At 62.7% G+C, this 17,617-nt stretch carries 12 protein-coding genes and 2 tRNA genes; 2 read left to right on the top strand and 12 right to left on the bottom strand.

Going from position 1 to position 17,617, the window contains the following annotated elements:
* Positions 1 to 171: 171 nt before the first annotated feature.
* A complete protein-coding gene (gene rlmB / locus M5B99_RS08180) occupies positions 172 to 933 on the bottom strand; it encodes a 23S rRNA (guanosine(2251)-2'-O)-methyltransferase RlmB (RefSeq protein ID WP_248803559.1) in 762 nt (253 codons plus the stop codon).
* On the bottom strand, positions 930 to 3,542 hold the full coding sequence (rnr, locus tag M5B99_RS08175) for a ribonuclease R (RefSeq protein WP_248803558.1): 2,613 nt from the start codon (positions 3,540 to 3,542) through the stop codon (positions 930 to 932). The genes rlmB and rnr overlap by 4 nt, the downstream gene beginning before the upstream one ends.
* A 224-nt stretch (positions 3,543 to 3,766) precedes the next feature.
* Between rnr and M5B99_RS08170 the strand changes: the two genes are divergently transcribed.
* Both M5B99_RS08170 and M5B99_RS08165 read left to right on the top strand, forming a co-directional pair.
* A tRNA-Leu gene (locus tag M5B99_RS08170) sits at positions 3,767 to 3,853 on the top strand.
* Between the two features lie 229 nt (positions 3,854 to 4,082).
* Positions 4,083 to 4,169, top strand: a tRNA-Leu gene (locus M5B99_RS08165).
* 414 nt (positions 4,170 to 4,583) lie between these two features.
* Here M5B99_RS08165 and M5B99_RS08160 read toward each other — a convergent pair.
* The 10 genes from M5B99_RS08160 to M5B99_RS08115 all read right to left on the bottom strand — a co-directional run bounded on the left by M5B99_RS08160 (position 4,584) and on the right by M5B99_RS08115 (position 17,615).
* Positions 4,584 to 6,518 (bottom strand): methyl-accepting chemotaxis protein, encoded by a 1,935-nt coding sequence (locus tag M5B99_RS08160; RefSeq protein ID WP_248803557.1) that lies wholly within the window; start codon positions 6,516 to 6,518, stop codon positions 4,584 to 4,586.
* 140 nt (positions 6,519 to 6,658) lie between these two features.
* The gene (locus M5B99_RS08155; RefSeq protein ID WP_248803556.1) at positions 6,659 to 7,951 is read right to left on the bottom strand and encodes an adenylosuccinate synthase; all 1,293 of its coding nucleotides are present in this window, start codon (positions 7,949 to 7,951) and stop codon (positions 6,659 to 6,661) included.
* Between the two features lie 54 nt (positions 7,952 to 8,005).
* Positions 8,006 to 9,193, bottom strand: a complete 1,188-nt coding sequence (locus M5B99_RS08150; protein WP_248803555.1) for an ATP phosphoribosyltransferase regulatory subunit — start codon at positions 9,191 to 9,193, stop codon at positions 8,006 to 8,008.
* 292 nt (positions 9,194 to 9,485) lie between these two features.
* A complete protein-coding gene (hflC, locus tag M5B99_RS08145) occupies positions 9,486 to 10,355 on the bottom strand; it encodes a protease modulator HflC (RefSeq protein ID WP_248803554.1) in 870 nt (289 codons plus the stop codon).
* Positions 10,355 to 11,527 carry an FtsH protease activity modulator HflK gene (hflK, locus tag M5B99_RS08140; protein WP_248803553.1) on the bottom strand — a complete coding sequence of 391 codons (1,173 nt, stop codon included), beginning with the start codon at positions 11,525 to 11,527 and terminating at the stop codon, positions 10,355 to 10,357. The genes hflC and hflK overlap by 1 nt, the downstream gene beginning before the upstream one ends.
* Positions 11,528 to 11,623: 96 nt before the next feature.
* Entirely contained in the window at positions 11,624 to 12,925 is a 1,302-nt protein-coding gene (gene hflX, locus M5B99_RS08135) for a ribosome rescue GTPase HflX (RefSeq protein ID WP_248803552.1), read from the bottom strand.
* Positions 12,926 to 12,937: 12 nt separating this feature from the next.
* The gene (gene hfq / locus M5B99_RS08130; protein ID WP_040063849.1) at positions 12,938 to 13,198 is read right to left on the bottom strand and encodes an RNA chaperone Hfq; all 261 of its coding nucleotides are present in this window, start codon (positions 13,196 to 13,198) and stop codon (positions 12,938 to 12,940) included.
* A 93-nt stretch (positions 13,199 to 13,291) separates the two neighbouring features.
* Positions 13,292 to 14,272 (bottom strand): tRNA (adenosine(37)-N6)-dimethylallyltransferase MiaA, encoded by a 981-nt coding sequence (miaA, locus tag M5B99_RS08125; protein WP_248803551.1) that lies wholly within the window; start codon positions 14,270 to 14,272, stop codon positions 13,292 to 13,294.
* A complete protein-coding gene (gene mutL, locus M5B99_RS08120) occupies positions 14,272 to 16,191 on the bottom strand; it encodes a DNA mismatch repair endonuclease MutL (RefSeq protein WP_412548706.1) in 1,920 nt (639 codons plus the stop codon). Before mutL ends, miaA begins: the two co-directional genes overlap by 1 nt.
* A complete protein-coding gene (locus M5B99_RS08115) occupies positions 16,188 to 17,615 on the bottom strand; it encodes an N-acetylmuramoyl-L-alanine amidase (protein WP_248803625.1) in 1,428 nt (475 codons plus the stop codon). The genes mutL and M5B99_RS08115 overlap by 4 nt, the downstream gene beginning before the upstream one ends.
* Between the last annotated feature and the right edge of the window lie 2 nt (positions 17,616 to 17,617).

The raw sequence follows: 17,617 nt of genomic DNA, 5'->3' as shown, positions 1-17,617 counted from the left end.
CCGCGTTCGGCTGCGCAGCAGTCGCAAAGCCAGCTACCGCAATCTGTCTGACCGGGTCGGTTTTGCTGGTTTCAGGGGTGCTTCGCACCCCAGCGCGGGCAAGCCCGCTCGCCACAAGACCGCGCTCGGCTTGAAACTTGCGAACAAGCCGGCATCGGCCAAGACCTCGGATCAGGCCTTTTTGCTGGCAGCCTTGACACTGCGCTGGCGCAGCGCCTCGAACAGGCACACGCCAGTCGCCACGGAGACGTTGAGACTGCTGACGCTACCGGCCATCGGCAGGCGCACCAGGTAGTCGCAATGCTCGCGGGTCAGGCGGCGCATGCCCTTGCCTTCGGCACCCATGATCAGGATGGTCGGGCCGGTCAGGTCCTGCTGGTACAACTCCTGCTCCGCCTCGCCCGCCGTACCGACAACCCACAGGCCGCGCTGCTGGAGTTTTTCCAGGGTCCGCGTCAGGTTCGTCACCGCCACCAGCGGAATCACTTCCGCCGCGCCGCAGGCCACCTTGCGCACCGCCGGGGTCAAGGTTGCCGACTTGTCCTTGGGCACCACCACCGCCAACGCACCCGCCGCATCGGCAGTGCGCAGGCAGGCGCCAAGGTTGTGCGGATCGGTCACGCCGTCAAGCACCAGGATCAACGGCGCGCCTTCGGTGCGATCGAGCAGCTCGTCGAGCATCGCCTCACCCCAGACCTGGCTCGGACTCACATCCGCCACCACGCCCTGGTGCACGCCCTCGACCCAGGCATCCATCTCACGACGCTCGGCCTGACCGACGGATACGCGGTTTTCCGCGGCCAGCGCCAGCAGCACCTGGACCCGTGGATCACTGCGGCCTTCGGCCAGCCAGATCTGCTTGACGCGTTTCGGGTGATGACGCAACAACGCCTCTACGGCATGTACGCCGTAGATTTTTTCCAACTGACTCATGACTTGCCCTTGGGTTTACGCGCCCCGCCGCTTTTCGCGGGACCAGCGCCCGCTTTTGGCGGGCCTTTACGATGCTTGCTCGGCTTTTCCGGCGGAGTCCCGCGCGCGGGCTTTCCCTCGGTCTTGCCTTTACCGCCGTTCTTGGCTTCGGCCAGCAACGCCTGCTTCAGTTCACGGCTTCTGCGCACTTCGGCGTTTTTCGCCGCCGCATCGCTGGGGCGATAGGCGTCGTCCGATTTTTTCGCGGTCGCGCCACGGCGTCCGGCCCTGGCCGGCTCCGGGGCTTTCTCGACAGCTGCTGGAGCAGGAGCGCTGGTTTCAGCCCCACGCTTCTTGCGACCAATCGGCGCATTGAGGGTTTTCTCGGCCATTTCGAAGTCGATCTTGCGCTCGTCGAGGTCGACGCGCATGACTTTCACTTCCACCGTGTCACCCAGGCGGAAGCTGCGACCGGTACGCTCGCCCGCCAAGCGGTGATGGACCGGATCGAAATGGTAGTAATCGCCAGGCAAGGCGGTGACATGCACCAGACCTTCGACGTAGATATCGGTCAGCTCGACGAACAGGCCGAAACCGGTCACCGCGGTCACCACGCCCGGGAACGACTCGCCCACGCGATCCTTCATGAACTCGCACTTGAGCCAGTTCACCACGTCACGGGTGGCTTCATCGGCACGCCGCTCGCTCATCGAGCACTGCTCGCCCAACTGCTCCAGAGCCGCTTCGTCGTACGGATAGATCCGCGCTTTCGGAATGGTCATCGCACCGGCACGACGCACGTGTGGCGTGTCCTGCTTGGAGTGGATGACGCTGCGAATCGCGCGGTGCGTCAGCAGGTCCGGGTAACGGCGGATCGGCGAGGTGAAGTGGGTGTAGGCCTCGTAATTCAGGCCGAAGTGGCCCTGGTTGTCGGCGCTGTACACCGCCTGGCTCAGGGAGCGCAGCATCACGGTCTGGATCAGGTGGAAATCCGGGCGACTCTGGATACTGGCCAGCAACGCCTGGTAATCCTTCGGCGACGGACCGTCCTTGCCCTTGTGCAGGGACAGGCCCAGCTCACCGAGGAAGGCGCGGAGTTTTTCCAGGCGCTCCGGCGGCGGGCCGTCGTGGACCCGGTACAACGCCGGAATCTCGTGCTTCTTGAGGAACTCGGCGGTGGCCACGTTGGCCGCCAGCATGCACTCCTCGATCAGCTTGTGTGCATCGTTACGGGTGGTCGGACGGATTTCCGCGATCTTGCGCTCGGAACCGAAGATGATCCGCGTTTCCTGGGTTTCGAAGTCGATGGCGCCACGGGTATGCCGCGCCGCCAGCAATACTTTGTACAGGGCGTAGAGCTGCTTGAGATCCGGAACCACTTCCGAATACTCGCCACGCAGCTTCTTCGCTTCGGTGGTCTTCGGCTGCTCCAGGATCGCGCTGACCTTGTTGTAGGTCAGGCGCGCATGGGAGTGGATCACCGCTTCGTAGAACACGTAGTCGGTCATCTGCCCGCTTTTGTTGATGGTCATCTCGCAGACCATCGCCAAGCGGTCGACATGCGGGTTCAGCGAGCACAGGCCGTTGGACAGTTGCTCCGGCAGCATCGGCACCACGCGCTCGGGGAAGTACACCGAGTTGCCGCGGACCTGAGCCTCGGTATCCAGCGCCGAACCGATCTTCACATAGCTGGACACGTCGGCAATCGCCACGTACAACTTCCAGCCGCCGGAGAACAGGCGCAGCTTGCCGGGCTTGGCTTCGCAGTAGACCGCATCGTCGAAGTCGCGGGCGTCTTCGCCGTCAATGGTGACGAACGGCAGATGGCGCAGGTCGACGCGCTTCTCCTTGTCCTTGTCCTCGACTTCCGGCTTGAGCTTCGCCGCTTCCTTGAGCACGGCCTCGGGCCAGACGTGGGGAATGTCATAGGTGCGCAGCGCGACATCGATTTCCATGCCGGGCGCCATGTAGTTGCCGACCACTTCGATCACATCGCCCTGGGGCTGGAAGCGCGGCGTCGGCCAGTGGGTGATTTTCACCTCGACGAACTGACCGACACGGGCGTCGGCATTGCGGCCCGGGGTCACCAGCACTTCCTGCTGGATCTTCGGGTTGTCCGCCACGACGAAGCCGATACCACCCTCCTCGAAGTAACGCCCGACGATGCTCTCGTGAGCACGGGACACCACTTCGACGATCACGCCTTCACGGCGTCCGCGCCGGTCCAGGCCGGAAACCCGCGCCAGGGCACGGTCGCCATCGAACACCAGGCGCATTTGCGCCGGGCTCATGAACAGGTCGTCGCTGCCGTCGTCCGGGATCAGGAAGCCGAAGCCGTCACGGTGACCGGCGATGCGGCCCAGGATCAGGTCGAGCTTATCCACCGGCGCATAGGTGCCGCGACGGGTGTAAATCAGTTGCGCATCGCGCTCCATGGCACGAAGGCGGCGGCGCAGAGCCTCAAGCTGATCCTCAGTGGTCAGGCCGAACTCTTCCACCAGCTCCTCGCGACTGGCCGGCGATCCACGCTCGGACAGGTGCGCCAGGATAAGCTCGCGGCTAGGAATGGGGTTTTCGTATTTTTCCGCTTCACGAGCGGCCTCGGGATCGAGGGACTGCCAATCGGCCATTAGATAAATTTCACCTTGTCTATATGCGGGTTAGTTTGGCATACGCGTATTGAAACGGGAAATTTCAGGCACATAGGTGGCCTTAAAACCCATTTGTCAGCGTGAAAAATGCCGGACGATGCACTTTGAAGCGTTTTTTTTGGTTTTTTTCATGACAGGGGTTTACAGTTAAAAGGCGCCTCCGTATAGTGCGCGCCATCGACGACGCAGACGTTGACGATACTGCCCAGATGGTGAAATTGGTAGACACGCCAGCTTCAGGTGCTGGTGACCGCAAGGTCGTGGAAGTTCGAGTCTTCTTCTGGGCACCAATTCAAGTTTCAGATTATCACTCTGAAATCTCACAAAAACCCGCGAAAGCGGGTTTTTGCGTTTCTGCCTCCTGCTATTTCCCGAGCTCAGCACATCCCACCCTCACTGGAGCCTGACGGACGGCGAACTCGCAGCCGAGATTTAATTAAAAGCAAAAACAGGGGTTTACAGATCAAAAGCCTCTCCGTATAGTGCGGTCCATCAACGGCGTGCAACGCTGCTGATGCTGCCCAGATGGTGAAATTGGTAGACACGCCAGCTTCAGGTGCTGGTGACCGCAAGGTCGTGGAAGTTCGAGTCTTCTTCTGGGCACCAATTCAAGTTTCAGAGCATCACTCTGGAATCTCACAAAAACCCGCGAAAGCGGGTTTTTGCGTTTCTGACCCCATCATGTCTCCTGAACACACCACACCCATGTGGCGAGCGGGCTTGCCCGCGCGGGGGTGCGAAGCCCCCCCCAAAAAAAACCTGCAGTCGCGTTTTCCATGACAGAGCCGGGATACAGGTTTTACGACGGCTTCGCAGTCGAGCGCGGGCAAGCCCGCTCGCCACAGGTAGCTGCTCAGCCGCAGGTCCGTACTTTGTCGACCTTGAGACCCTCTTCGCGGGCAAGCTCCGCTCCCACAGGATTTGTGTCGTCCCACCCTCAGTGATCGGGCGCAAACACTGTGGGAGCGGAGCTTGTCGGATCGCCGCACCACCGCGAAGAGGCCGGCACTGACACCCCGGTCAGGCCCGGAACTGCCCCAGGCTCGCCTTGAGCTGCCCCGCCAGGCTGTCCAGCACCTTGCCGCTGGCCGTGGTCTCCACCACCGCCTGCGCCGCGCGCTCGGCCTGGGCATGGATCACTTCGACCCGCCCACGCACCGCATGCGCGCCCTCGGCCTGATGGGCCGCCGCCTGGGTCGCCAGGCCAATCGCCGTATGCACCTGCTCCACCGAAGACTGCACGCTTTGCTGCAACTTCACACTGCTGCGCAATACCGCCAATCCTTCACTGGCCTGGCGCCCCGCCTGACCGATGGCGGCCACGGCCTCCCGCGCGCCCTGCTGCAAGGCACCGATATGCGCCTGGATATCGCCAGTGGAGCTTTGTGTCTTGCTCGCCAATGCCCGCACCTCATCCGCCACCACGGCAAACCCGCGACCGGTTTCACCCGCCCGCGCCGCCTCGATGGCCGCGTTCAGGGCCAGCAGGTTGGTCTGCTCGGCAATCCCGTGGATCACCGTCAGCACCACCTCAATCTGCTCACTCTGCTGCGCCAGCCGCTCGATCACCTTGGCACCGGTATCCACCTGCCCGGCCAACGCCTCGATCAGATTGCCAACCTGGGTCGAGGTCCGGGTGTTTTCATCGGTCGCCTGGCGAATATCCACCACCTGCTTCAACGCCGCCTGCATCGCATGGCTTTCGGTCTGCGCGTCATCCGCCATTTTCGACAGCTCGCGCAAGCTCTGCGCCACTTCGTCACGCTGCAAATTCGCGGCCGCATCGGCACCGGCATTGCGCAAGGTCATCTGGCCGATTTCCACCCCGGTACGCTGCGCCACATCCCCCGCTTCGCGCACGATCGGCTGCAACTTGTCGACAAAGCGATTCACCGCCGAGGCCATGTCACCGATCTCGTCATTGCTGTTGAGCTGGACGCGCTTGGTCAGGTCACCCTCCCCGGCCGCCAGGTCATTCAAGGCCGCAATCAGCAGATGCAGCTTGTTGACCACCCGCCGCCCCAGCACCACCGCCAGCAACAGCAGCACGCCGAGACCGACCAGGGCCAGGCCCATGCCGATCCGCCAACGCAAGGTCTGCGCCGCATCCTGCACGGTTGCGGTGGTGTTGGCCTGCATTTGCGAAGCCGTGGCCTGAGCCGATTGCAAGCGGGCCTGCATGGCCTTGGAACTGTCCGCCGACGCCCCTTGCAGACTGTCACCCACCAGCTTGTCGCTGCTGGCGATCAAGGCCGCGAAACGCAAGTCCAAGGCCTTCAGGTCGGCCTCGACCGAGGCCGTGGAAACCCCCATGCGAACCTTGCCGATCTCTACGCCATTGGGGCTGATCGACGCTTCGAGGTAGTAGACCGAAGGATCGCTCTTCGCCGCGTTGAGCACCTTGTCCAACGCCCGTTCGCCCTCACCCTTTGCCAACAGGGCCTGGTTGATCGGGTTTCCCCGGTTCAGGTAGCGGGTCAGGTGTTCGCCGGTCGCATCGTCGTAAACCACGAACAGCACGTTCGGATTGCGCTGGGCACGGCGGGCGAATTCGGAAAGGGTCGGTATGTCGCTATCCCACATGGCCCGAGGGGCCACGGAGGCGAGCAACTGCGCCATATCGTTGGCCGAATCCCGCAGATCCTTCTCCAACGCCGCACGCAACTGGGCCTGCTCATCCTTCAATCGCGAGGATAGGCCGCTGTTCAGACGCTGGCGCGTATTGACCGAGAGGGCATCGAGACTTGATGTCACCTCCTTGCCCGCCTGCTCCAACTCGCCGGACAACTTCTGGCTGTCGATGCCCAGGCGAGTGCCCAGATCAGCCTCCAGTGCAGTGACCGTGCTTCGGGTCAGAGCGACCGCCACCAGCACCTGCACCAAAAGAGCGATACCCAGGGTAACGAACACAGGCCGCAATAGACGGCTTTGTAACAGTGAGAGAACGGCCGACACGGGAGATTCCTCGACTTTGGCGCCATTAATTTGATAGCACCCTTTTTAGAGGATAATCCCAGCAAGGCCCGTGCCGAACAACAGGCAGAAACGACAAAGGACCCCAAAAGAGGTCCTTTGTGATCTACATCAACGGCTTATCAGGCGAACGGGTGGCGCAGAACGATGGTTTCGTTGCGATCCGGACCTGTCGAAATAATGTCGATCGGCGCGCCGACCAACTCTTCGATGCGTTTGATATAGGCACGCGCCGCCGCAGGCAGCTCTTCCAGGGTCTTGGCACCCAGGGTCGACTCAGCCCAGCCCGGCATCTGCTCGTACACCGGCTCCAGGCCGATGTAGCTGTCGGCGTCGGTTGGCGCGTCGATGACCGCACCATTTTCGTTCTTGTAGCCCACACAGATATTGATGATTTCAAGACCGTCGAGCACGTCCAGCTTGGTCAGGCACAGACCCGAGATGCTGTTGACGTCGATGGCGCGACGCAGGATCACGGCATCGAACCAGCCGCAACGACGGGCGCGGCCGGTGGTGGCACCGAATTCGTGACCACGCTTGGCCAGGAAGGCACCGACGTCATCGAACAGCTCGGTCGGGAACGGACCCGAACCCACACGGGTGGTGTAGGCCTTGGTGATACCCAGGATGTAATCCAGGTACATCGGACCGAAACCCGAACCGGTGGCGATACCGCCAGCCGTGGTGTTGGAGCTGGTGACGTATGGGTAGGTGCCGTGGTCGATGTCCAGCAGCGAACCCTGGGCGCCTTCGAACATGATGTCCTTGCCGGCGCGACGCAGTTCGTGCAGTTCGGCGGTGACATCGAGCATCATCGGCTTGAGCAGCTCGGCGTACTCCATGCACTCATCGAGAGTCTTCTGGAAGTCGATGGCCGGCTCTTTGTAGTAATTGACCAGCACAAAGTTGTGGTAGTCGAGCAACTCGCCCAGTTTCGCGGCAAAACGCTCGCGGTGGAACAGGTCACCAATCCGCAGGCCGCGACGCGCAACCTTGTCTTCGTACGCCGGGCCAATGCCACGACCGGTGGTACCGATCTTCAGCTCGCCACGGGCTTTCTCGCGCGCCTGGTCCAGGGCCACGTGATAGGACAGGATCAGCGGGCAGGACGGGCTGATACGCAGGCGCTCACGCACCGGCACACCTTTCTCTTCCAGCTTGATGATTTCCCGCAGCAGGGCGTCCGGGGCAACCACCACGCCATTGCCGATCAGGCACTGCACGCCTTCGCGCAAGACGCCCGACGGGATCAGGTGCAGGACGGTTTTTTCACCGTCGATCACCAGAGTGTGGCCAGCATTGTGGCCACCTTGATAGCGCACCACGGCGGCTGCATGTTCGGTCAGCAGATCAACGATCTTGCCTTTGCCCTCATCACCCCACTGGGTGCCCAGGACTACGACATTCTTACCCATAACACTTGTCCTCATTCGCGCAAACTTGGTGCCGGCAGCCGCCGGCGGGAAAACTCAAGAAGCCAGCGGCAATACTTGCCAAAGCCCGTTCTGCTGAATCAATTGCCGGTCGCAGCCTGCTTCGCGGGCGGCGGCCAATGGTTGTCCGGGCAAGCCCTGGACCACACGCTGACCCTCGCCGCGCAACTGGCAAACCAACTGCCAGAGTGCCGCATCCGTGCTGTCAGGCATCCAGATACCGCCAGACGGTAGCTCGATTTCGGCACGCCCCAGGGTCACCAGGGTTTTCAAATCGGTGGAAAAGCCCGTCGCCGGACGCGCACGCCCGAAGTCCGCGCCGATATCGTCGTAGCGACCGCCCTGGGCGATGGCCTGGCCGACACCCGGCACGAACACCGCGAACACCACGCCGGTGTGGTAGTGGTAACCGCGCAGCTCGCCCAGGTCGAAATACAGCGGCAACTGCGGGAAGCGCGCGGACAACCGCTCGGCAATCGCCAGCAGGTCATCCAGCGCCGCCGCGACCTGTGGCGGCGCACCGGCCAGGCGCTCACGCGCCGCTGCCAGCACTTCACGACCGCCACACAGATCCACCAACGCCCGCAGCATGGCCGCCAGATCGGCCGGCAAACCTTCGGTCAGCTGGATTACTTCATCGATTGCCTTGCGCTGCAGGGCATCGAACAACTGCTGCTCGACTTCACCGGACAAGCCGGCGGCGCGAGCCAGGCCACGGTAGATACCGACGTGACCAAGGTCCATGTGCACATCCGGCACATCGGCCAGTTGCAGCATTGCCAGCATCAGGCTGATAACCTCGACGTCGCTGCTCGGGCTGGCATCGCCGTACAACTCGGCACCCAACTGGATCGGGCTGCGCGAGGACGACAAGGCCCGCGGCTGCGCATGCAGCACGCTACCTGCGTAGCACAGACGGCTCGGACCTTCGCGACGCAGGGTGTGGGCGTCGATACGCGCCACCTGCGGCGTGATGTCGGCGCGGAACCCCATCTGCCGGCCCGACAGCGGGTCAATCACCTTGAAAGTGCGCAGGTCCAGGTCCTGACCGGCGCCGGTCAACAAGGATTCCAGATACTCTATATGCGGGGTGACAACGAACTCATAGCCCCAGCTCTGGAACAGGTCCAACACCTGGCGCCGCGCCACTTCGATGCGCGCCGCTTCAGGCGGCAGTACTTCTTCGATGCCATCTGGCAGGAGCCAGCGATCTACCGTTGCCATTACGCCTTTCCCCTATGATCCGGGCAGCAAGCCCACAGGCGAGCCTTGAGTGAAGCAGAAAATGGTTAACACGCGCGCAAGAACGACGCGACGAACAGCCTGAAACCGGCTTCGCCTACCACTTTCCTCGAAAAACCTGTCGGGTCGATCAACCCGCCGTCTGCCAACCAAACATACAGACGCAAAAAAGCCGGGAATTTCCCGGCTGCCGCATCATACACCCGTTTTCCGAAAGGATCACCCCGCCCGGCGTTTTAGCTGCCGGGCGGAGGGGGACACGATGCATTCTGGATCAGGGCTTGGCTTTTTCCAGGTAGCGGAAAAAGTCGCTGCTCGGGTCCAGTACCAGCACGTCGCTCTTGTTCGCAAAGCTCTCACGGTAGGCACGCAGGCTACGGTAGAACGCGTAGAACTCCTGATCCTGGCTGTAGGCCTTGGAATAGATCGCGGCGGCCTGAGCGTCACCATCGCCACGGGCCTCTTCCGACTGGCGATAAGCTTCAGCCAACAACACACGGCGCTGGCGATCAGCGTCGGCACGGATGCCTTCGGCCAGCTCGTTACCCTTGGCACGGTGCTCGCGAGCCTCGCGCTCACGCTCGGTACTCATGCGCTCGAAGACGCTGCGGTTGACTTCCTTCGGCAGGTCGATGGCCTTGACCCGGACATCGACCACCTCGATCCCCAGCTCCTTGGCGGCCATGCCATTCAGCGAGGCGGTGATGTCCGCCATCAGCGCATCACGCTCACCGGAGACCACTTCATGCAGGGTGCGCTTGCCGAACTCGTCACGCAGGCCCGCCTCCAGGCGCCGGGACAAACGCTCGTCGGCGATCTGTTTCAGACCGGAAGTCGCGGTATAGAAACGCTCGGCGTCCTTGACCCGCCATTTGGCGTAGGCATCGACCATCACGGCTTTCTTTTCCAGGGTCAGGAAGCGCTGTGTCGGGGCATCCAGGGTCATCAGGCGGGCGTCGAACTTGCGCACCTGGTTGACGTAAGGAAGCTTCACATGCAGGCCTGGCTGGACATCGGCCTCGACCACACGGCCAAACTGCAGCAGGACGGCCCGCTCGGTCTGCAACACAATGTAGAAGCAGTTCCAGGCAGCCACCGCCACGATGACCCCGAGGACCAGGGCGATCAGTGATTTATTGCTCATCAGCGGCTCTCCCGGGTGCGTGTGGGTTGCGGCTCGGTGATGTGCGGCGTGACATCAGTGTTGCCACTGGCCATCGACCCCGCCACCTTGGCCGGCGTACTGCCGCCGGAACCGCTCTGGATCATCTTGTCCAGCGGCAGGTAAAGCAGGTTGCTCTGGCCGTTCTTGTTGCCGGTCACGAGGACCTTGCTGGTATTGCTGAAGACTTCCTGCATGGTGTCCAGGTACAGACGCTCACGGGTGACTTCCGGCGCCTTGCGGTACTCGGCCACCAACTTGGTGAAGCGGTCGGCCTCACCCTTGGCACGGGAGACCACTTCGTCGCGATAGCCATTGGCATCCTCGAGGATGCGCTGGGCCTGGCCACGGGCCTCCGGCACCACGCCATTGGCATAGCCTTCGGCCTGGTTGCGCGAACGCTGTTCGTCCTCGCGAGCGCGGATAACGTCGTCAAAGGCTTCCTGGACTTCGCGAGGCGCGGCGGCACTCTGGATGTTCACCTGGGTCACGGTGATACCGGTGCGATAGGTATCGAGGAAGCGTTGCAGGCGCTCCTTGATCTCGCTGGCCATCTGCACGCGCCCTTCGGTCAGCACCTGGTCCATCGCGGTGGAACCCACCACGTGGCGCAGGGCACTGTCAGTGGCCTGTTGCAGACTGATTTCCGGCTGGTCGACGTTCAGCACGAAGTCCTGCAGGTTGCTGATCTTGTACTGCACGGTCAGCGGCACTTCGACGATGTTCTCGTCTTCGGTCAGCATCTGGCCCTGCTTGGTGTACGCCCGCTCACGCGTGACGTTCTCCATGAACTTCTTGTCGATCGGCGGGAAATAGATGTTCAGGCCCGGCCCTACGGTTTCGTAGTACTTGCCGAAGCGCAGCACGACAGCCTGTTCCTGTTCGTCGACGACATAGACCGCGCTGTACAGCCATATGGCCGCAAGCACGACAAGGCCAATGCCGAGCAGGCCGAAACCGCCGCCCTTGCCACCGCCCGAACCGCCATCGTCACCGCGTTTCTTACCGCCACCGAACAACCCGTTCAGGCTCTCCTGCAGCTTGCGGAAGGCTTCGTCGAGATCCGGTGGCCCCTTGCGGTCGCCGTTGTTACGGCGCTTGCCACCCCAAGGATCCTGATTGTTCGAGTTGCCACCCGGCTCATTCCAAGCCATAGCGCTCTCCATCTGATAAAGCAAAGACGCGCCCGCGGCGCGCCGACCAATGCTACAGAATGCCTGTCAATGCGGCACAACCGCTTTCCCAGGCTTTTATTGCAAAGTGTGTTGTTCGATGAATTCCGGCGCCTTCATCCCTTCGCGCGAGACCACTCGATTGAGCTCGGCCCTGGGCAAACGGACGGACAGCAGGCAACTGCCTTCTTCGTCGTGTTCTTCCTTCTGCACCGCGCCCATCTCGAAGAACTGTGCACGCAGTCGAGCAAAACGCTGCGGCAAGCGCAAGGTGCCGACGAACAAATCGTTGCCCAGCAACTCGGCAATCGCCTGTTCGAGCAGTTCCAAGCCCTGCCCGTCCCGGGCGCTGAGCCAGACCCGCTGCGGCTTGCCGTCTTCGCCGCGCTGGATCTGCGGCTCTACGCCCTCGAGCAGATCGAGCTTGTTGTAGACCTCGAGGATCGGCAAGTCCTGGGCTCCGATCTCGCCGAGCACCACCATGACCTGCTCGATCTGCAGCATCCGGTCCGGTTCCGCGGCGTCGATCACGTGCAGCAGCAGGTCGGAGTTGCTCGACTCTTCGAGCGTAGCCCGGAAAGCCTCGACCAGCTTGTGCGGCAGGTGGCGGATAAAGCCCACGGTGTCGGCCAGCACGATCGGCCCGAGGTCGTCGAGATCGAGACGACGCAAAGTCGGGTCGAGGGTAGCGAACAGCTGGTCCGCCGCATACACGTCGGACTCGGTGAGCGCGTTGAACAACGTCGACTTGCCGGCGTTGGTATAGCCCACCAGCGACACCGTCGGGATATCGGCGCGCTTGCGCCCGCGGCGAGACTGCTCGCGCTGGCTGCGGACCTTTTCCAGGCGCCCCTTGATCTGCCGCAGGCGCACCCGCAACAGTCGCCGGTCGGTTTCCAGCTGGGTTTCACCCGGACCGCGCAGGCCGATACCGCCTTTCTGTCGCTCAAGGTGAGTCCAGCCGCGGACCAAGCGCGTACTCATGTGCTCAAGCTGGGCCAGTTCGACCTGGAGCTTGCCTTCATGGGTGCGGGCGCGCTGGGCGAAAATATCGAGAATCAGGCCCGTGCGATCCAGCACGCGACACTCGAAGACGCGTTCGAGGTTACGTTCCTGGCTGGGCGTGAGGATGTGATTGAAAATCACGATATCGACCTGCTCGGCCTTGACCAGGTCGCGAAGCTCCTCGACCTTGCCAGTGCCAATCAGATATTTGGCCGTTGGCCGATGACGCGGCACGTTGAAAAACGCGACGGTCTCGGCACCTGCCGATACTGCCAACTCCTGAAACTCCTGCGGATCTTCGCGCGCCTCAGGGTCCTGACCTTCCAAGTGAACGAGAATGGTCCGTTCACCACCACCGTGGCGCTCAAAGAACAAAGGAGACTCCTATCAGGCGTTACCCGGCTCAGCGTCACCCTGTTCGGTTTCGGTTGCGCTAGGCAGACGAATTGGACGAACCGGCACCACTGTCGAGATCGCGTGCTTGTAGACCATCTGGCTGACGGTGTTCTTCAACAGGATCACGAACTGGTCGAAGGATTCGATCGTGCCTTGCAGTTTGATACCGTTGACCAGATAGATGGAAACCCCAACCTTCTCTTTACGCAAGGTATTCAAGTAAGGGTCTTGTAGCGAATGCCCTTTTGACATGTGCCGCACTCCTTTAAGGATCAATAATAAAAAATAGGTAAATGGATGGCTTGTACCGCCTTTCCCCCAAGGATAGACGGCAATTGCAAGGACTCAGCCCAATATGGAGATCGTCCCAAGGTATTTCAAGGCGCGTGGCAGATTGTCGCAATCCAGGCTGTCCAGCCAGTGCAGATCCGTCCAACTGCGCAACCAGGTGAACTGGCGTTTTGCCAACTGACGCGTGGCAATGATGCCGCGCTCCTGCATTTCGGCTGACGTCAGCTTACCCTCCAGGTGCTCCCAGACTTGTCTGTAGCCTACAGCACGTATAGATGGCAACCCGACATGAAGGTCACTTCTCTTACGCAGAGCTACGACCTCGTCTACAAACCCCTGTTCCAGCATTTGTGTGAATCTTTGTGCAATTCGGTCGTGCAGGACCTGGCGATCCGCCGGGGCGATGGCCAGGTTGGCAACAGTATAGGGCAATTGAGGCCGTCCCGAAGCGGCTGCGTCAGTACTTTGCGCAGATTGTCGCTGGCGGTGGACCGTCATGCTCGATCCGCTGACCCGATAGACTTCCAACGCCCGACTCAGGCGCTGGGGGTCATTGGGATGGATGCGCGCCGCCGATACCGGGTCGATCACCGCCAACTGGTCGTGCAGGGCCTGCCAGCCCAGGCGTGCGGCCTCTTCTTCGATTTCGGCACGGATCTGCGGATCAGCCGCCGGCATCTCCGCCAGGCCTTCCAGCAATGCCTTGTAATAAAGCATCGTGCCGCCCACCAGCAGCGGAATCTTGCCGCGTGCGGTGATCTCGGCCATCGCCGCCAGGGCATCACGGCGAAATTCGGCCGCCGAATAGCTCTGTGCCGGGTCGAGAATATCGATCAGCCGGTGCGGAAACTCCGCCAGCAACGCTTTCGAGGGCTTGGCCGTGCCGATGTCCATATCCCGATAGACCAGGGCCGAATCGACGCTGATCAACTCGCACGGCAGCACCTTGGTCAGCTCGATGGCCAGGTCGGTCTTGCCCGCCGCCGTGGGCCCCATCAGGAAGATGGCCGGCGGTAACGCCTTGGATGCCGTCATCAGCGACCGCGCAAGAACAGTTTGTCCAGATCGTCCAGCCCGAGCTGAGTCCAGGTCGGCCGACCGTGGTTGCACTGGCCGCTGCGCTCGGTGTTTTCCATATCCCGCAGCAGACCGTTCATTTCCGCCAGGGCCAGACGCCGATTGGCGCGAATCGCGCCGTGGCAGGCCATGGTCCCGAGCAATTCGTTCAAGTGCGCCTGGATCCGGTCGCTGGTGCCGTATTCCATCAGGTCCGCCAGTACGTCCTGGACCAGGCGATTGGCCTCGGCCTGCTTGAGCAACGCCGGGATCTGCCGGATCGCCAGGGTTTCCGGGCCCAGGCGCTGCAACTCGAAGCCCAGGCGCTGGAACCAGCTGACATGCTCCTCGGCGCAATCGGCTTCGCGCTGGCTGACCGCCAGGGATTCGGGTACCAGCAACGGCTGGCCGCTCAGGCCTTCGCTGGCCATGGCGATCTTCAGGCGTTCGTACATGATCCGCTCATGGGCCGCGTGCATATCCACCAACACCAAGCCCTGGGCGTTTTCGCTGAGGATATAGATGCCCTTGAGCTGCGCCAGCGCATAACCCAGCGGCGGCACATCGCCCTGGCCGTCGGGCAGGGTCGGCGACGCCGGCGCATCCGGCAACGGCGCGAAAAACTCGCGATAGACACCCTGGGCCTCGGCGGCGGGCGGCATCTGGATGGATTGCGGGCGGTACTGATATTGGTAACCGGCACCGGAACCCGATCCAGCCGTCGGCGCAAACGTCGACGCAGGCTGCGACGGGGGCTGCTCCAGCAGATTGGTCGCCAGGCGCATTTCGCCCTGGGGACCGAATTCACCGGCCTCGATCCCTGTCGGCCGGACCATGCCGGTCACCGCAGCGGGCGCGGCCAGGTGATCTTCCGGGCGCACGTCACCCAGGGCACGGTGCAGGGTGCCGTAGAGGAAGTCGTGGACCATGCGCCCATCACGGAAACGCACTTCGTGCTTGGTCGGGTGCACGTTGACGTCCACCACCGCCGGATCGACCTCGAAAAACAGCACGAAGGTCGGGTGCCGGCCGTTGAACAGCACGTCGCGATAGGCCTGGCGCACCGCATGGGCCACCAGCTTGTCGCGCACCGCGCGGCCGTTCACATAGAAATACTGCAAGTCCGCCTGGCTACGGGAGAAGGTCGGCAGGCCAACCCAGCCCCACAGGTGCAGGCCATTGCGCTCCACTTCGATGGGCAGCGCCTGCTCGAGAAAACCCGCACCGCACACCGCCGCCACCCGCCGGGCACGGGCCGCATCGTCATGGGCCTCGTGCAGGCTGAGAATGCTCTTGCCGTTATGCCGCAGATGAAAGGCCACATCGAAGCGGGCCAGGGCCAGGCGCTTGATCACTTCCTGCAGGTGATCGAATTCGGTCTTCTCGGCCTTGAGGAACTTGCGCCGCGCCGGGGTATTGAAAAACAGGTCGCGCACTTCCACCGAGGTGCCCACCGGATGGGCCGCCGGCTGCACCCGGGCATCCATGTCGCGGCCTTCGGTCTCCACCTGCCAGGCCTGGTCGGCGTCGCGGGTGCGGGAAGTCAGGGTCAGCCGGGCGACGGAGCTGATGGAGGCCAGAGCCTCGCCACGGAAACCGAGGCTCATCACCCGTTCCAGGTCTTCCAGGTCGCGAATCTTGCTGGTGGCATGGCGGGCCAGCGCCAACGGCAGGTCGTCGGCGGAGATGCCGCTGCCGTCGTCGCGCACCCGCAGCAGCTTGACGCCAGCCTGTTCGACATCCACATCGATACGCCTGGCGCCGGAGTCCAGGCTGTTTTCCAGCAGTTCCTTGATCACCGAGGCCGGGCGCTCGACCACTTCACCAGCGGCAATCTGGTTCGCCAGACGTGGGCTGAGCAGTTCGATCCGAGCGCTGCTGTTCAGGGCTTCGCTCATTGTTTGGCCGCCAGTTCAGTGCCGGGAATGGTCAGGGTCTGCCCGACCTTCAGTTCGTCGCTGCTCAGATGATTGACGCTACGCAAGGTCGCCGCCGAGACCTGGTAGCGCACGGCGAGCATGGCCAGGGTCTCGCCCGGCGCCACGCGATGGTCACGCGGGCCCTCGGCGATCTTGCCGGAGTCACGCAGCCAGGCGACATAGGTGCCTGGCGGCGGGTTCTGCTGGAAGAACTGGCGGATACCGGCGCTGATGGAGCGCGCCAGGGCCTGCTGGTGATTCGCGGAGGCCAGCTTGGACGCCTCGTTGGAGTTGGAGATAAAACCGGTCTCCACCAGAATTGACGGAATATCCGGCGATTTCAACACCATGAACCCAGCCTGCTCCACCCGCTGCTTGTGCAGCGGCGTGACCCGGCCGATGTTGCTCAGGACCTTCTGGCCGACGTTGAGGCTGGAGGTCAGCGAGGCGGTCATGGACAGGTCGAGCAAGACACCGGCGAGCATCTTGTCCTTGTCGTCGAGACTGACGTTGCCGGCGCCGCCGATCAGGTCGGAACGGTTTTCACTGTCCGCCAGCCAGCGGGCGGTCTCGGAGGTAGCGCCGCGATCGGACAGAGCGAACACCGAGGCCCCGAAAGCCGCGGAGGAAGGCGCGGCGTCGGCGTGAATCGAGACGAACAGGTCGGCGCCTTTCTTGCGGGCGATCTCGGTGCGACCGCGCAGAGGGATAAAGTAGTCGCCGGTACGGGTCAGCTCGGCGCGATAGCCTTTCTGGCCACTGACCTGACGTTGCAACTCACGGGCAATGGCCAGTACCACGTCTTTCTCATGCTGGCCACGGGAGCCGGAAGCGCCCGGGTCTTCGCCACCGTGGCCGGCATCGATCACCACAATGATGTCACGCTTGCCCGCCGGCGCTGGCGGCAGCTTGATCGCCGGCTCGGTCGGCGTTACCGGCACCGCCGGCACGGTGGATACGGCGGGCGTCGGCGCCGGCGGCGGCGCGGCATCGGCGGGGTTGTCGAACAGGTCGACCACCAGGCGGTTGCCATACTGCGCATTCGGCGCCAGGACGAAACTTTTCGGGGTGACCGCCTTTTTCAGGTCGACCACCACGCGCAAGTCGGTCGGCGTGCGCTGGGCCGCCCGCAAGCTGGTGATCGGGGTGTTGGCGGTCGGCACATTCATCGGGCCGCCGAGGGTCGCACCGTTGATATCGATCACCAGCCGATCCGGAGAGGTCAGGGTGAAGACACTGTGCTGCACCGGGCCGGACAGGTCGAATACCAGGCGCGTGTTGTCCGGGGCCCGCCACAGGCGAACACTCTTGACCTGTGTCGCCGCCAAGGCATCAACGGCCAGTGCCGCCAGCAACAATCCCACGACAGCAACCAACGCGCGAATGCGCATACCAAACCCCATCA

Origin of the sequence: Pseudomonas sp. MWU13-2100 (assembly GCF_023242365.1) — a bacterium.
Classification (GTDB): domain Bacteria; phylum Pseudomonadota; class Gammaproteobacteria; order Pseudomonadales; family Pseudomonadaceae; genus Aquipseudomonas.
Note: the sequence above shows the minus strand (reverse complement) of the source record. Positions and strands in the feature narration are given on the sequence as shown.

Coding starts and splice junctions, on each gene's coding strand:
- hflC (WP_248803554.1), bottom strand. CDS start 10,355: ATGAGCAATAAATCACTGATCGCCCTGGTCCTCGGGGTCATCGTGGCG.
- rlmB (WP_248803559.1), bottom strand. CDS start 933: ATGAGTCAGTTGGAAAAAATCTACGGCGTACATGCCGTAGAGGCGTTG.
- miaA (WP_248803551.1), bottom strand. CDS start 14,272: ATGACGGCATCCAAGGCGTTACCGCCGGCCATCTTCCTGATGGGGCCC.
- hfq (WP_040063849.1), bottom strand. CDS start 13,198: ATGTCAAAAGGGCATTCGCTACAAGACCCTTACTTGAATACCTTGCGT.
- M5B99_RS08115 (WP_248803625.1), bottom strand. CDS start 17,615: ATGGGGTTTGGTATGCGCATTCGCGCGTTGGTTGCTGTCGTGGGATTG.
- M5B99_RS08150 (WP_248803555.1), bottom strand. CDS start 9,193: ATGGCAACGGTAGATCGCTGGCTCCTGCCAGATGGCATCGAAGAAGTA.
- mutL (WP_412548706.1), bottom strand. CDS start 16,191: ATGAGCGAAGCCCTGAACAGCAGCGCTCGGATCGAACTGCTCAGCCCA.
- M5B99_RS08155 (WP_248803556.1), bottom strand. CDS start 7,951: ATGGGTAAGAATGTCGTAGTCCTGGGCACCCAGTGGGGTGATGAGGGC.
- rnr (WP_248803558.1), bottom strand. CDS start 3,542: ATGGCCGATTGGCAGTCCCTCGATCCCGAGGCCGCTCGTGAAGCGGAA.
- hflK (WP_248803553.1), bottom strand. CDS start 11,527: ATGGCTTGGAATGAGCCGGGTGGCAACTCGAACAATCAGGATCCTTGG.